Annotated in this window: 12 protein-coding genes; 5 read left to right on the top strand and 7 right to left on the bottom strand. The window is 75.0% G+C overall.

Annotated features, from left to right (window positions below):
* Positions 1–48: 48 nt before the first annotated feature.
* The 3 genes from ACLGIH_RS14675 to ACLGIH_RS14665 form a co-directional block, all read right to left on the bottom strand.
* The gene (locus ACLGIH_RS14675; protein ID WP_416525691.1) at positions 49–750 is read right to left on the bottom strand and encodes a hypothetical protein; all 702 of its coding nucleotides are present in this window, start codon (positions 748–750) and stop codon (positions 49–51) included.
* Entirely contained in the window at positions 738–1,277 is a 540-nt protein-coding gene (locus tag ACLGIH_RS14670) for a SigE family RNA polymerase sigma factor (RefSeq protein ID WP_416525690.1), read from the bottom strand. Before ACLGIH_RS14670 ends, ACLGIH_RS14675 begins: the two co-directional genes overlap by 13 nt.
* Before the next feature lie 494 nt (positions 1,278–1,771).
* Entirely contained in the window at positions 1,772–2,725 is a 954-nt protein-coding gene (locus tag ACLGIH_RS14665; protein ID WP_416525689.1) for an HhH-GPD family protein, read from the bottom strand.
* 845 nt (positions 2,726–3,570) lie between these two features.
* Between ACLGIH_RS14665 and ACLGIH_RS14660 the strand changes: the two genes are divergently transcribed.
* Entirely contained in the window at positions 3,571–5,112 is a 1,542-nt protein-coding gene (locus ACLGIH_RS14660) for a sensor histidine kinase (protein WP_416525688.1), read from the top strand.
* On the top strand, positions 5,109–5,774 hold the full coding sequence (locus tag ACLGIH_RS14655) for a response regulator transcription factor (protein WP_416525687.1): 666 nt from the start codon (positions 5,109–5,111) through the stop codon (positions 5,772–5,774). The genes ACLGIH_RS14660 and ACLGIH_RS14655 overlap by 4 nt, the downstream gene beginning before the upstream one ends.
* A gap of 8 nt (positions 5,775–5,782) precedes the next feature.
* Here ACLGIH_RS14655 and ACLGIH_RS14650 read toward each other — a convergent pair whose 3' ends face one another.
* On the bottom strand, positions 5,783–6,430 hold the full coding sequence (locus ACLGIH_RS14650; RefSeq protein WP_416525686.1) for a phosphatase PAP2 family protein: 648 nt from the start codon (positions 6,428–6,430) through the stop codon (positions 5,783–5,785).
* A gap of 174 nt (positions 6,431–6,604) precedes the next feature.
* On the opposite strand from ACLGIH_RS14650, the gene ACLGIH_RS14645 reads away from it, so the two are divergent.
* A complete protein-coding gene (locus ACLGIH_RS14645; protein WP_416525685.1) occupies positions 6,605–7,447 on the top strand; it encodes a hypothetical protein in 843 nt (280 codons plus the stop codon).
* Between the two features lie 103 nt (positions 7,448–7,550).
* On the opposite strand, the gene disA is transcribed toward ACLGIH_RS14645, so the two are convergent.
* Together disA and radA are read right to left on the bottom strand one after the other, a co-directional pair.
* The gene (disA, locus tag ACLGIH_RS14640; protein ID WP_416525684.1) at positions 7,551–8,675 is read right to left on the bottom strand and encodes a DNA integrity scanning diadenylate cyclase DisA; all 1,125 of its coding nucleotides are present in this window, start codon (positions 8,673–8,675) and stop codon (positions 7,551–7,553) included.
* Between the two features lie 80 nt (positions 8,676–8,755).
* Positions 8,756–10,165: a DNA repair protein RadA gene (gene radA, locus ACLGIH_RS14635; RefSeq protein WP_416525683.1), complete on the bottom strand. Its 1,410-nt coding sequence runs from the start codon at positions 10,163–10,165 to the stop codon at positions 8,756–8,758.
* A 226-nt stretch (positions 10,166–10,391) separates the two neighbouring features.
* Here radA and ACLGIH_RS14630 point away from each other — a divergent pair, with 226 nt between their 5' ends.
* Positions 10,392–12,206, top strand: coding sequence for a BACON domain-containing protein (locus tag ACLGIH_RS14630; protein ID WP_416525682.1), 1,815 nt, complete (start codon positions 10,392–10,394; stop codon positions 12,204–12,206).
* A gap of 121 nt (positions 12,207–12,327) precedes the next feature.
* Here ACLGIH_RS14630 and ACLGIH_RS14625 read toward each other — a convergent pair whose 3' ends face one another.
* A complete protein-coding gene (locus tag ACLGIH_RS14625; RefSeq protein WP_416525681.1) occupies positions 12,328–13,158 on the bottom strand; it encodes a DUF3109 family protein in 831 nt (276 codons plus the stop codon).
* A 107-nt stretch (positions 13,159–13,265) separates the two neighbouring features.
* Here ACLGIH_RS14625 and ACLGIH_RS14620 point away from each other — a divergent pair, with 107 nt between their 5' ends.
* Entirely contained in the window at positions 13,266–14,198 is a 933-nt protein-coding gene (locus ACLGIH_RS14620) for a Ppx/GppA family phosphatase (RefSeq protein ID WP_416525680.1), read from the top strand.
* Positions 14,199–14,353 lie beyond the last annotated feature (155 nt).

Raw genomic sequence — 14,353 nt, 5'->3', positions numbered from 1 at the left:
CTCATGTGTGTCGCGTCCAGGCCGTGTCCACGGGCAGTCTCCGCCCCGTCAGTTGTCGGGGGCCGGCGTGGGCACGTTCCCGGCGGCGTTGCTGTAGTCGTTCTGCGTGCGGTACTGCTCGTCGAACCGGTCCCCGGACCAGCGGTAGGTGATCACGTGCTCGCCGGACGGGCTCGCCACCGGGTCGCCCTCCTCGTACACCTGCTTGGTCACCACCAGGTCGCCGCGGTCGATCTCCGCGTAGACCGGGGGGTCCTCGGCCTTGAACACATTCTCGTACCGGCCGTCCGTCTCGCGGTACACGTAGCTGCCAACGCCGACCGCGTCACCGCAGGTCAGCACGTTGACGACGACGTCCTCCACCGATCCGCCGGTCAGCTCGCCGTAACTGACGTCGACGGGGTACTCGTCGCCGACGCACGGCTTCAGCTCGCGCTTCACCTCTGCCGAGACCCGCGGATCGCCCTGCACCAGGCGGACCGCGTCCACCCGGTCGGAGACCTTCGACGGCGAGATCGGGGGGGAGGAGTCGATGCCGGTCACCGCCTCGGCGTGGGCCGGGCCCTCGTCACGGGCGCCGGTGCCCCCGGTGCCGCAGCCGGCGACCACGAGGCCGAGGGCGACGAGCCCGGCCCCCGCCGTGCTCGCCGCCTGGAAACCACCCCGGTTGCTCCGGGTGCTCCGGGTGCTCCGGTCGCTCCCGGTGCCCCGGGTGGGGCCGGTCTCCCGGCCGCCGGTCAGGCCGCGCAACGCTCCCGCTCCTCACGCTCCAGCGCGCGTGCGTCCAGATCGCGGGCGACCAGCTCCTCGCGGAGCCGGGCGAGCGCCCGGTGCAGCGTGCTCTTGACCGTTCCGGCCGACATGCCGAGGGCGGCGGCCGTTTCCTCCGTGGACATCTGCTCCCAGTGTCGCAGCACCACGACGCTGCGCTGCTTCGGGGCGAGCACCTTCATGACGTCCATCAGCAGGGCGCGGTCCGCGTGCTGCTCGGTGGCGTCGTCCACCGAGGCGTCCGGGAGCTGCTCGGTGGGCACCTCCTCCAGCTTGCGCGCCCGCCACCACTCCGTCCGGGTGTTGATCATCACCCGTCGCAGGTAGGCGTCGGCCAGCCGCTTGTCCTCGATGGTCTCCCAGCGGCCGTACGTCCGCGCCAGCGCCGTCTGGAGCAGGTCCTGGGCGTCCACGGGGTCCGGGACCAGGCGCCGGGCACTGCGCAGCAGCGCGTCCTGCCGAGTGCGGACGTACTCCTCGAACTCGAGCACCTCGACCTGCGCCATGGTGAATCGCCTCCCCTTTCCCCGTTGGTCCTCAGCCGTGCCGTATCCGGCGGGCACGAAATGAAGGTAGGGAAGCGTTGTCACGGCACTGTGCGAGGCAGCCTGCGGCTAACCCTCGGCTGTCCGTCGGTTGTGTAACGGCCGTGGATGCGGGGTGAGAGGGCGGGCCGGTTGGTGCTGATAGGTGGCGATTCGGGCGGCGGGGCGGAGGACGGCCGACTGTCACGGAGCCGCGTACGGCCGTGACCCCGCGGGCGCCCGCGGCGCCCCCTGCCCGGCCCGGGCCGACCCACCGGGAGGGCAGGCGGGCAGGGCAGGCCGGCGAGGAAGACGAGCACGGCCGCACGGGCCGGTCCGGGTCCGGGCCCGGCTGCGGGGGCCGGTGTCCGGGCGGCCGTACGCGCGCCGTGAGCGGTCCCCGCCACGCACGGTCCGTGTCCCGGCCCCCTTCCGTTCCCGTTCCCCTTCCGCGGGCCAGGCCAGGTCAGGTCAGGTCAGGTCAGCGGCAGGCGGTACCGGCCGTCGGCGAGCGGCTCGACCAGGCCGTCGGCGACCAGGCCGTCCAGGGCCCGGGCGCGCTGGACCGGCTCCGGCCACACGCGGTCCAGGGCCGCCTGCGGTACCGGCCCGTGCGCCTCCCGCAGCACGGCGAGCAGCCGGCCGCGCACCTGCCGGTCGGTGCCCGCGTACGTCTGGCCGCGGCGCGGCGGCCCGTCGTGCTCCGGCTTGCCCGCCAGCCGCCAGGCGCACTGCGCGGCGATCGGGCAGGCGTGGCACGACTCGTTGCGGGCCGTGCAGACCAGCGCGCCCAGTTCCATGGAGGCGGCGGCCCAGCGCGCGGCGGTCGGCTCGTCCTCCGGGAGCAGCGCGCGGGCCAGCTTGCGTTCGGCCGCGGTGGTGGCGTTCGGCGGGTACTGCACTCCGGTGACGGCGCGCGCCAGGACCCGGCGGACGTTGGTGTCCAGTACCGGGTGCCGCTGGCCGTAGGCGAAGGAGGCCACGGCCGCGGCCGTGTACTCGCCGATGCCGGGCAGTGCGAGGAGCTGGGCGTGGTCGGCCGGTACGTCGCCGCCGTGCCGTTCCGCTATGGCGGCGGCGGCGCCGTGCAGCCGCAGGGCGCGGCGCGGATAGCCGAGCCGGCCCCAGGCGCGGACGGCCTCGCCGGGGGCCTCCAGGGCGAGGTCGGCGGGGCGCGGCCAGCGGGCCATCCACTGCTCGTAGACCGGCAGGACCCGGTTGACCGGCGTCTGCTGGAGCATGAACTCACTGACCATCACACCCCACGCGCCCGCTTCCGGGCGCCGCCAGGGCAGGTCGCGGGCGTGCTCGTCGAACCAGTCGATGACGGGGGAGTGCAGCGTGGCGGCGGCGGGGGCCGCGGAGACGGCGGGGGCCGCCGGGGCGGAGCGGACGGAACCGGTGGGCGTGGGCTTCGTGGACGCAGTCATGACCCTCCGATCCTGCCACGGGAGGACGCCCGCACGGGCGCACCGCCACCCTGAGGAGGTCTCGGTACCTGACGATCGACAGCGGTGCGGGGCTGCCGCCCGCCTGTAGCGTCGGGCGCATGGAACACCCCGGCCAGGCCCCTGCGAACCACCGGCGCCGCCGGCCCGGCCGGGCGGATCCGGCCGACCGCACCCGGCGGCCAGACAGGCCCGGTCCCGCTGACGCCAATGCCCGAAACGACCCCACGGCCCCGACACGGACGCCCGGCAAACCCGCCTCAGCCGACCTGCCCGACCTGGCCGGCCTGGCGGATCCGGCTGGCGTGGCGGATTCGGCTGACCTGGCCGATCCGGCTGGCCTGGCGGGTCCGGCTGACCTGGCCGATCCGGCTGGCCCGGCTGACCCGGCCGATCCGGCTGACCTAGCTGACCCGGCTGACCCGGCTGACCCGGCCGATCTCGCCGACCTCGCCGACCTCGCCGATCCGGCCGATCGGGCTGACCCGGCCCGTGAAGCCGCCCCGGTCGGCTGCGTCCCTGGGGGGCGTACGGGTGGCCCGGTCGGCTGCGCCCCTGGGGACCGTGAAGCCGCCCCGGTCGGCTGCGCCCCTGGGGGGCGTACGGGTGGCCCGGTCGGCTGCGCCCCTGGGGACCGTGCGGATGGCCCGGTCGGCTGCGCCCCTGGGGACCGTGCGGATGGCCCGGTCGGCTGTGCCCCTGCCGCCCGTGCGGGCGACCCGGTCGCTCCCGCAGGCTCAGGCGGTGACGCCGGCCCGGTGGACACGGCGCGCTCCGCCGGTGCAAGCGCCTCGGGCGGACCGGGACGGTCGGCCCGGTCGGCGCGCGTGGTCAGGGGTGCGCTGCTGTGGGCAGCCCTGGCCCTCCCGGCGGTCGCGGCCGAGCGGCTCGGGCTGACCGAGCCGGACGCCGGCCGGTGGCAACCGGCCGCCCTCGGTGTGCTCGCCGTCTCCGCCGCCCTCGCCCGGCGGCGCCCGCTCACCGCCTTCGCGCTCACCGCCGCCCTGAGCCTGGCCACCGCCCCTGCCCTGTTCACCGTCGCCTACGGCCCCGCCCTCGCCGTCCTCGCCCTGCTGCTCGGCCTGCGCGCACCCGGCGCCCGGCCCGCGGTGGTGTGCTTCGCGGCGGCCGCCGGCCTCGGCGCCGCGCGCATCGCGCTCGTCGGCATGGACCCGGCCCCGGAGCTGATGGTGCTGACCGGCACGCTGATCTTCGGCTGTGTCTTCCCCTGGCTCGGCGGACGCTACTGGCGGCAGAGCCGCGCCCTGGCCGAGGCCGGCTGGCTCCGCGCGGCACGGCTGGAGGACGAACAGCGGCTCGCCGAGGAACGCGCCCGGCTGCGCGAACGGGCCCGTATCGCCCAGGACATGCACGACTCCCTCGGTCACGAACTGAGCCTCATCGCCCTGCGCGCCGGCGCCCTCCAGGTCGCCCCCGACCTCGCCGTCCACCACCGCGCCGCGGCCGCCGACCTGCGCGCCGCCGCGGCCGACGCCACCGACCGGCTGCACCGCATCATCGGCGTCCTGCGCGAGGACGACGACCCCGTCCCGCTGTCCCCGGCGGGCGAGAGCATCCAGCAACTCGTCGCCCGTGCGGCCGAGTCGGGCCTGCCCGTGCGCTGGCAGCCGGCCGCCGACGCTCCCGCCCCGGAGCCCGGCGGCATCGCCGAACGACTGCTGCACCGGGTCGTGCGCGAGGCCCTGACCAACGCCGCCCGCCACGCACCCGGCGCCCCCGTGACCGTGACGCTCACCGGGAACACGCGGGGAAGCACCGTCACCGTCACCAACGGGCGGGCGACCGAGGAGAGTCCCCCCTCCCGTGGCGGTTCCGGCCTGCTCGGGCTGCGCGCCGCCGTGACCGCAGTCGGCGGCGACTTCACGGCGGGCCCGCATGGAGCGGGCTTCCGCGTGCGTGCGCACGTGCCCACCCAGCAGACCGCCCACGCCGTCCCCCGCTCGCCCGCCGCGCCCTTCACCCGTGCCCGCCGCCGGGTCGCCCTCGGTCTCGGCGCCGCCGCCGGCGCGGGCGTCGTCCTGGTCGGCGGCGCCTTCGCCTGGTACGTCTACACGGAGACGCACTCGGTCCTCAGCCCCAGCGCGTACGCGAAGCTGCGCCCCGGCATGCCGGCCGCGCAGGTCGCCCGCGTGCTGCCGGACCGGGAGGTCCGCGACCCGCCCGTCGACCGCGCACCGGCCAAGCCGCCGGGCACGGACTGCCACTACTACCGCGCGAGCGGCGAACTCCTGGTCTCCGTCGACCACTTCCGCCTCTGCTGCGACACCGGATCGGGACGACTGGCCGCCAAGGACGTGATCCCGCGCATCGGACCGGCCACCGGACGACCCGAGGAGCCCTCACCGTGATCCGCGTACTGCTGGCCGACGACGAGGCGATGGTGCGCGCGGGTGTGCGCGCCATCCTGGCGAGCGGCGGGGAGTGCGAGGTCGTCGCCGAGGCGGGAGACGGCCGGGAGGCCGTCGAACTGGCCCACGCCCACCGCCCGGACGTCGCCCTGCTCGACATCCGCATGCCCCGCCTGGACGGCCTCGCGGCGGCCGAGGAGATCGCCCGCACCGCCCCCGGCACGGCGGTCGCGATGCTGACCACCTTCTCCGAACAGGCCTACGTGGCCCGCGCGCTGACCGGCGGCGCCACCGGCTTCCTGCTGAAGTCCGGCGACCCCTACGAGCTGATGGCGGGCGTACGGGCGGTGGCGGGCGGCGCCGCCTTCCTCTCCCCGAAGGTGGCCCGCTACGTGGTGGAGGACCTGGGCCGGGCCGGAGGCGGCGGCCGGCTCGCCCGCGAGGAGCGGGCACGCGCGCGCGTGGCGCGGCTCAGCCCGCGCGAACGCGAGGTGCTCGGCCTGGTCGGCGCCGGCCTGTCCAACCCGGAGATCGCCGCCCGGCTGCACCTCGTCGAGGGCACGGTGAAGGCGTACGTCAGCGCGGTCCTGGACCGGCTTCAGGTGCGCAACCGGGTGCAGGCGGCGATCGTCGCGTACGAGGCGGGCCTGGTGGAACCCTGAGCCGGGCGTCACGTGCGCCGGTGGCCGGCGTACGACGAGACCCGCACCGCCTGGGGGCCGGGCCCCGTCAGCCACCGCACGGCGGGTGCCGACGAGCTGCGCATCGCCTCGGCCAGCCGGGTCGCCGGACGCGTGGCCAGGCGTACGGCGATGACGGCGACGGCCGCGCCGAGCAGCAGCCCGGCGGCGACGTCGTGCGGGTAGTGCACGCCGACGAATACCCGGGAGAAGGCCAGCAGCAGCGCGAGCGGCGCGGTCAGCAGGACCAGCGCGCGCCGCACCAGGACCAGGCCGGCCGCCGAGGCACCGGCGGTCGTGGCGTGGTTGCTGGGGAAGGACCAGTCGCCGTGCGGCGGGCAGGCCGCCAGCGAGGCGGCGGCGTCGGCGACCGCCCGGCACGGACGCTCCTGCGCGAAGCCGGACTTGAGCAGTTCGCTGCACACGTACGCCAGGGCCGTGGCCAGCGGTGCAACCACCGCGATCGCGAACGCATGGGCGCTGTCGCGCCGCGCCCGCCACCAGGCGGCGACGAACAGTGCGGCGAACAGCAGAATGCCGGCCTCCGTGCCTGTTTCCGCCGTGTGTTGGACCCACGCGGGGGTGTCGTGGGCGAGGCCGGTGATGTCGCGGTACAGCTCGGTGTCGTCGAAGTCCATGGTCACGGACCGTAGGCTTCGGCACGGAACGGTCACACCCTGCGATCGTCATGTCGATCCCCTGACGAAAGTCAGGGATGCGCGGTCGCTTCCGGGATGATGATCCGGAAAAGTTGCGGCCCGGAACGGCGGGTGAGGACGGCGAACGCGCCGATCTCTCGTACAGTTTGCGCCGTGGGATCTCTGCGCAATCCGGTTGGACCGCTTCCCTCCTCCATCTACTGGCGTCGGAGGGTCGTACTGCTGTCCGTGATAGCCCTGTCGGCGCTGCTGATCACGTGGATCGTGACCGCGGGCGGCGGGGGCGGCGGCACGGGCCACGACAACGGCGCCGACGGCAAGAATCCCGCCCCGTCGATCACTCCCGGACCCTCCAGTCCCGGCCCGGCGATCAGCCAAGCGCCGGGCGGGCGGGACGAGTCGGGCGACGAGGACTCCGCCGGATCAGGATCCGGTGACGGCAACGGCAACGGCTCCGGTGACGGCTCGGGTGACGGCTCCGGTTCCGGTTCCGGCGGGAGCGGCGGTGCCGGTGGCAGCGCGGGCGGCGGCTCCGACGGCGGTACGGGCGCGGGGGTCGGCGCCGGAGACACTCTGCCGGCCGGTTCCGGGCTGCCCAACTGCACCGCCGACGCGGTCGAGTTGAACCTGCGCAGCGTCCGCAACACCTACGACCCCGGTCAGACGCCCACCTTCCAGCTGACCGCGCGCAACACGTCCACCGGCGACTGCAGGGTCGATCTCGGCCCGAAGCGTGCGGTTCTGACGATCACTCAGGCGGGCGCCGAGGACGCCTACTGGTCGTCCGCCGACTGCCCCAAGGGCTCCGGCAGCCTGCAGTACCGGGTGCCCGCGGGCAGCGCCATCACCTACACCGTGAAGTGGGACCGCAAACCGAGCGCCCCCGAGTGCGGAACGCCTCCGGCCGGCTCGGCCAAGGCGGGAACGTACCTGGTGGAGGCCAAGGCTCCGGGCTTCGCAAAGGTGCAGACGTCCTTCGTCCTGGACAGCGACTGACGCCTGGCCGACGCGGTGGCGGGCCCGGCCCGGGCCCCGGACGCCGGGGCGCCCTCCGGGAAAGCGCGGCCTCGACCGGTCCGAAGCGGCACCCCGCGGGAGGCTAGACGTACCGCTCCAGGATCGAGGACTCCGCCAGCCGCGACAGCCCCTCGCGCACGCTCCGCGCCCGCGCCTCCCCGACGCCGTCCACCGTCTGGAGGTCGTCGACGCTGGCGGCCAGCAGCTTCTGCAGCCCCCCGAAGTGCTCCACCAGCCGATCGATGATCGCCCCCGGCAGCCGCGGCACCTTCGCCAGCAGCCGGAAGCCCCGCGGCGAGACCGCCGAGTCCAGCGTCTCGGGCGAGCCCGTGTACCCCAACGCCCGTGCCACCGTGGCCAGTTCCAGCAGCTCCGCGTGGGAGAGCTTGTCCAGCTCGGCCAGCGCCTCGTCCACCGTGCGGGAACGCTTGGCGGTCGGCTCGGGCACGTAGTCCCGCACCACCAGTTCGCGCTCCGGCTCCACGCCGGCGATCAGCTCGTCCAGCTGGAGGGCGAGCAGGCGCCCGTCGGTGCCCAGCTCCACCACGTACTCGGCGATCTCGGTGGCGATACGGCGCACCATCTCCAGCCGCTGCGCGACCGCGGAGACGTCCCGGACGGTGACCAGGTCCTCGATCTCCAGTGCCGACAGCGTGCCCGCGACCTCGTCGAGCCGGAGCTTGTAGCGCTCCAGGGTGGCCAGGGCCTGATTGGCCCGGGACAGGATCGCCGCGGAGTCCTCCAGGACGCGGCGCTGACCGTCGACGTACAGGGCGATCAGCCGCATGGACTGGGACACGGAGACGACGGGGAAGCCGACCTGCTTGCTGACGCGGTCCGCCGTGCGGTGCCGGGTGCCGGTCTCCTCCGTGGGGATCGTCGGGTCCGGCACCAGCTGGACACCGGCCCGCAGGATCTTCGACAGATCCGAGGAGAGCACGATGCCGCCGTCGAGCTTGCACAGCTCGCGCAGCCGGGTCGCGGTGAACTCGACGTCCAGCACGAAGCCGCCCGTGCACATCGCCTCGACGGTCTTGTCGGAGCCCAGCACGATCAGACCGCCGGTGTTGCCGCGAAGGACGCGCTCCAGTCCGTCGCGCAGCGGCGTGCCGGGAGCCACGGCGCTCAGGGAGGCGCGCATCAGGCCATCGGAACCGGCACTCCCACCGGACTTTCCGGGAGCTGCTGCCCGGTCGTTGGCTGCCACTGCACTCCTCCGGTCGCAGGTTCTGGGGCGCTCCCGTATCGCACACTCGGTCGTACGGACGGGCGAGACCTGGGCAAAGTCTACCGGCGGTCCTCCGCCTCCCGTGGGGCCTCTCGGCGACGGGAGCGCGGAAGGACCCGCAGGGCGTCCCCTATGTCCGCGACTTCCAGAACCTTCATGCCGGACGGCACCTTGCCCGGATCGCCCGGCACCAGGGCGTGTGTGAAGCCCAGGCGGTGCGCCTCGGCGAGCCTGCGCTGGACGCCCGTGACCCGTCTCACCTCGCCCGCGAGGCCCACCTCGCCGATCGCGACGAGGTTCTTCGGCAACGGGGTGTCGGAGGCCGCGCTCGCCAGCGCGAGGGCCACGGCCAGGTCGGCGGCGGGCTCGGACAGCTTCACCCCGCCGACCGTGGCGGAGTAGATGTCCCTTTTGCCCAGGGCGCTGATGCGGCCGCGCTGTTCCAGGACGGCCAGCATCATCGACACCCTGGACGTCTCCAGGCCGGACGTGGTCCGCCGGGGGGAGGGGATCTGCGAGTCGACCGTGAGCGCCTGCACCTCGGCCACCAGCGGACGGCGGCCCTCCAGGGTGACGGTCAGGCAGGTGCCCGGGACCGGCTCGGCGCGCCGGGTCAGGAAGAGTCCGCTCGGATCGGCGAGGCCCACGATGCCCTCGTCGTGCAGTTCGAAGCAGCCGACCTCGTCGGTGGCGCCGTAGCGGTTCTTGACGCCGCGGACCAGGCGGAGGCGGGCGTGCCGGTCGCCCTCGAAGTGCAGGACGACGTCCACCAGGTGCTCCAGGAGGCGCGGGCCGGCGATGGCGCCGTCCTTGGTGACGTGGCCCACCAGGAGGGTGGACATGCCGCGTTCCTTGGAGGCGCGGATCAGGGCGCCCGCCACCTCCCGCACCTGCGCCATGCCGCCGGGCGCACCGTCGATCTCGGGGGAGGCCACCGTCTGCACCGAGTCGAGGATCAGCAGGGACGGCTTCACCGCGTCCAAGTGGCCGAGCACCGCGGCGAGGTCGGTCTCGGCGGCGAGGTAGAGGTGGTCGTCCAGGGCGCCGATCCGGTCGGCGCGCAGCCGCACCTGACTCGCCGACTCCTCGCCGGTGACGTACAGCGTCCGGTGCTCGTCGCTCGCGGACTTGGCCGCCACGTCCAGCAGCAGGGTGGACTTGCCGACGCCGGGCTCGCCCGCGAGGAGCACCACGGCGCCGGGCACCAGCCCGCCGCCGAGCACCCGGTCCAGTTCGGGCACACCGGTGGGGCGGGCGGTGGCCTGGCGGCCGTCGACCTGGCCGATGGGCAGGGCGGAGGTGGTGACGCGCCCCGGCGTCGTCGTACGGACCGCGGGCGCGCCGTACTCCTCGACCGTCCCCCATGCCTGGCATTCGGGGCAGCGGCCGAGCCACTTGGCCGTCTGCCAGCCGCACTCGGTGCAGCGGTAGGACGGCCGGTCCTTGGTGGTCTTCGTACGGGCAGCCATGCCGAAACGGTAGCCGCCGCCACTGACAGCGCCGCCCGCAGGCCCGCGAGGGCACCGTACCGGCCATCCGCCACCCGGTACCGGCCATCTGCCCGCCCCGGACTCCGGGGTCTCCGGCGGAACGAAAGGCTCCTGTCCCCTATTGAGGGATCGTTTCACCCGTACGGATTAAAAGTGGCTATCGCGCCAGTTCGCGCCACCCATATCCCCCTACGGTCGCCGAGTGATGAGCAGCAGTCCGCAGACCACGACCCGCACGACCGGCGCACACCGGGCGCACCGGGAAGCGCGTGACCGCGCTGCGGCGCGCACGGTGGCGCAGCGAACGCCCGCGCGCTACGAGCCCTATCTGGACGGCCTGTTCACCTACTGCCTCTCCGTGCTGTGCGACCACGACGCGGCGACCGCCGCCCTGGGCGACGTCCTGGCGCTCGCCGAGCGCCGCGGCCACCGCTGCCCCGACGCCCCCGCGGACCGCAGGGCCTGGCTGTACGCGCTGGCCCGCTGGGCATGCCTGCGCAAGCTGGCCGAGGCGAAGCAGAAACGTCCGGGCAGCCATGCGGCGGGCCGCACCACCGGGAACCCGGCCACCGGGAGCCACACCGCGGGGAGCCGCACCACCGCAGACCGCCCCACCACCGCAGACCGCCCCGCCGCCGCCCACCGCCGCACCGGCCCGCAGCCCGCCGACCCGGCCGTCCCCGACGAGGTCCGCGAGCAGCGCCGCCGCGAACTGGCCCTGCTGGCCTGGCCGGAGGCGGCCGGCACCACCCCGGAGCAGCGCGAGGCACTCGAACTCGCCGTGCGCCACCACCTGGCCGCGCACGAGGTCGCCGCCGTCCTCGGCATGGAACTGGCCGCCGCCCGGGAACTGCTCGCCTCCGCCGCCTGCGAGGTCGAGCGCACCCGTGCCGCCCTCGCCGTCGTGGAGACCGGCACCTGCCCGAGCGTGGCCCGCCTCACCGGCGACGACCGGCTGGTGCTCAGCGCCGCCCTGCGCCGCGAACTGGTCCGGCACGTCGACGACTGCCCGCGCTGCCGCCGCACCGCCGAGCGCGCCATCCCCGGCCGCTGGCCCGGCACCAGCGTCACGCCCGCCGAGCTCCCGGTCCTCCCGGCGCCCCGCGCGGCGCTGCACGTCCTCATGGCGCACCTCCCTCGCGCGCGTGTCGCCGCGCCCCGCTTCGACCGGCGCGGCTTCCCGATGGATCCCAAGGACCGGGCGGCCCGGCGCGACCGGCTCCGCGCGCGGGCCGTCACCACCACCGTCGTCGCCACCGTCGTCGCCGCCCCCGTGCTCGCCCTGTGGGCGGCCTACCGGGGCACCCCGGTCGGCGACGGCGAGGACGGCCGCGCGGCCAGCGCCAGCGAGGCGCACGGCCCCGACGGCCTGGACGGCGAGGCCCTGGACGGCTACGAGAACACCGGCAACGCCACGACCGCGCCCGGCACCCGCTTCGGCGAGGACGGCAAGGCCGACGTCTCGGTCGAGGTCCTCAGCGTCACGGGGGCCGGTGCGAAGGGCGCCGGTCATCTGGAGGTGACCGGCGGGCACAGCGGCGACACCACGCTCATCACCCTCACCGCGAGCGGCCGGTCCGCGGTGCGCTGGTCCGCGTCCACGAGCGCCCCCTGGCTCTACCTGAGCCAGTCGTCGGGAACGCTCCATCCCGGCGAGACGTTGACGATCAAGGTGTACGTGGACCACCTGCGCGAGCCGTCCGGCCACTGGAGCGCGCGGGTGGCCGTCTCACCCGCCGGCGCCGTCGTCTCCATCGAGGGCTACGGCACCGCGCCCAGCCCGTCGAACCCCCGCCCCACCGCGCCCGGCACGTCCGGCAGCCCCAGCTCCCCGCCCCCGTCGCACCCGGCCCCGGACCCGACCCCCTCGGCCTCGACGCCCCCCGGCCCGACCCCGAGCCAGACGCCCAGCTCCCCGCCGCCCACGGATCCCGCACCCACCGAGCCGGCCCCGACCGGCTCGACCGGCTCGACACCGCCCACCGGCGACAGCGACGCCCCGAGCCCGCCCGCGTCATAGACGCCATGGAGTCCCGGGGTCCCGGGGGCCCGGTGTCTGGTGCCCCGGAGCCCCAGCGGGCCGGGGGCGCCCTGGGCCTTGGACCCCGGGCCCCGGCCCCCGGGCTCAGGGGCCCTGAGTTCTAGTCCACCGGATCGGCGGGGTGCGGTGCCAGCAGCGGCAGCCGCGAGGCCAGCCGCTCCTCGCACAGCTCGACCAGCCGGTCGTAGCCGGCCTTGCCCATCAGCTCGGTCAGCTCCGCCCGGTAGGAGACGTACACCGGGTCCCCGGCGCCGTGCGCCGATGTCGCCGACGTGCACCACCAGTGCAGGTCGTGGCCGCCCGGACCCCAGCCCCGGCGGTCGTACTCACCGATCGACACCTGGAGCACGCGGGTGTCGTCCGGCCGGTCGATCCACTCGTACGTCCGCCGGACCGGCAGCTGCCAGCACACGTCCGGCTTGGTCTCCAGCGGCTCGCGGCCCTCCTTCAGGGCCAGGATGTGCAGCGAGCAGCCCGCGCCGCCGGAGAAGCCGGGCCGGTTCTGGAAGATGCACGAGCCCTGGTGGGGGCGGGTCTGCCGGGAGCCCTCCTCGTCCTCGGTGGTCCAGCCGTGCCGCGTGCCCTCGGCGTGGTTCTGCCAGATGTCCGGCGTGAGCCGGGCCACGTGCCCGGCCACCCTGCGCTCGTCGTCCTCGTCGGAGAAATGGGCCCCGAGCGAGCAGCACCCGTCGTCCGCGCGACCCGCCTGAATGCCCTGGCAGCCGCTGCCGAAGATGCAGTTCCAGCGCGAGGTGAGCCACGTCAGATCGCAGCGGAAGACCTGCTCGTCGTCCGCCGGATCCGGAAACTCCACCCACGCGCGCGCGAAGTCGAGACCCTTCTCGTCCCGTGTCTCGGTCGATTCGTCTGCCTTGGCCGTCTTGGCAGTCTTGTCAGACTTGCCGTCCTTCGCCTTTTTCGTCTTTGGCACCCGTCCAGGGTAAGTCGCCGGGACGCGGTCCATACACCACCCCCGAGCAGCACCTCGTACCCGTACCGGGGACGGTCCGCGGCCCCGCTGGCAGTAGCGTTCCGTACATGAGACTCGGTGTCCTCGACGTGGGTTCGAACACGGTGCATCTGCTGGTGGTGGACGCGCACCCCGGCGCGCGCCCGCTGCCCGCGCACTCGCACAAAGCCGAACTGCGCCTCGCCCAGCTCCTCGACGAGGACGGCGCGATCGGCCCCGACGGCGTCGACCGGCTGATCGCGGTCGTCCACGACGCCCTCCAGGCCGCCGAGGACAAGGGCGTCGAGGACCTGCTGCCGTTCGCCACCTCCGCCGTACGGGAGGCCCGCAACGCCGACGACGTCCTCGCGCGCGTACGCAGTGAGACCGGCGTCGAGCTGACGGTCCTCAGCGGCGAGGAGGAGGCCCGGCTGACCTTCCTGGCCGCCCGCCGCTGGTTCGGCTGGTCCGCGGGCAGACTGCTGGTCCTCGACATCGGGGGCGGCTCCCTGGAGATCGCCTACGGCATCGACGAGGAACCCGACGCGGCCGTCTCCCTGCCGCTCGGCGCGGGCCGCCTGACCGCCCTCCGGCTGCCCGACGACCCGCCCCGCCCGGACGACGTACGCGCCCTGCGCCGCCACGTACGCGCCGAGATCGCCCGCACGGTCGGCGAGTTCACCCGCCTCGGCGCCCCCGACCACGTCGTCGCCACCTCCAAGACCTTCAAGCAGCTCGCCCGCATCGCCGGCGCCGCCCGTTCCGCGGAGGGCCTCTACGTCCAGCGCGAACTGAAGCGGGCGTCCCTGGAGGCGTGGGTCCCCCGGCTGGCCGGAATGACGACGGCCCAGCGCGCGGAACTCCCCGGGGTCTCGGAGGGCCGGGCCGGCCAGCTGCTGGCCGGCGCACTGGTCGCCGAGGGCGCGATGGACCTGTTCGACGTGGAGACGCTGGAGATCTGCCCGTGGGCCCTGCGGGAGGGCGTGATCCTGCGGCGCCTCGACCACATGGGCCAGGGGTAGCGCCCGGACAGGGGCCGGGGGCTGCCACGGGCGGGCGCCCTCGGCCCGGGGCTGCCACGGGCGGGCGCGCCCGGACAGGGGCCAGGGGCTGCCATGGGCGGGCGCCCTCGGCCCGGGGCTGCCACGGGCGGGCGCCCCGGCCGGGCACTCACCGC

Origin of the sequence: Streptomyces hamibioticus, assembly GCF_047946815.1 — a bacterium.
GTDB lineage: Bacteria > Actinomycetota > Actinomycetes > Streptomycetales > Streptomycetaceae > Streptomyces.
Note: the sequence above shows the minus strand (reverse complement) of the source record. Positions and strands in the feature narration are given on the sequence as shown.

What these genes read in the sequence shown, in the direction of transcription:
- ACLGIH_RS14670 (WP_416525690.1), bottom strand. Translation starts at nt 1,277, where the DNA reads ATGGCGCAGGTCGAGGTGCTCGAGTTCGAGGAGTACGTCCGCACTCGG.
- ACLGIH_RS14665 (WP_416525689.1), bottom strand. Translation starts at nt 2,725, where the DNA reads ATGACTGCGTCCACGAAGCCCACGCCCACCGGTTCCGTCCGCTCCGCC.
- ACLGIH_RS14650 (WP_416525686.1), bottom strand. Translation starts at nt 6,430, where the DNA reads ATGGACTTCGACGACACCGAGCTGTACCGCGACATCACCGGCCTCGCC.
- radA (WP_416525683.1), bottom strand. Translation starts at nt 10,165, where the DNA reads ATGGCTGCCCGTACGAAGACCACCAAGGACCGGCCGTCCTACCGCTGC.
- ACLGIH_RS14630 (WP_416525682.1), top strand. Translation starts at nt 10,392, where the DNA reads ATGAGCAGCAGTCCGCAGACCACGACCCGCACGACCGGCGCACACCGG.
- ACLGIH_RS14620 (WP_416525680.1), top strand. Translation starts at nt 13,266, where the DNA reads ATGAGACTCGGTGTCCTCGACGTGGGTTCGAACACGGTGCATCTGCTG.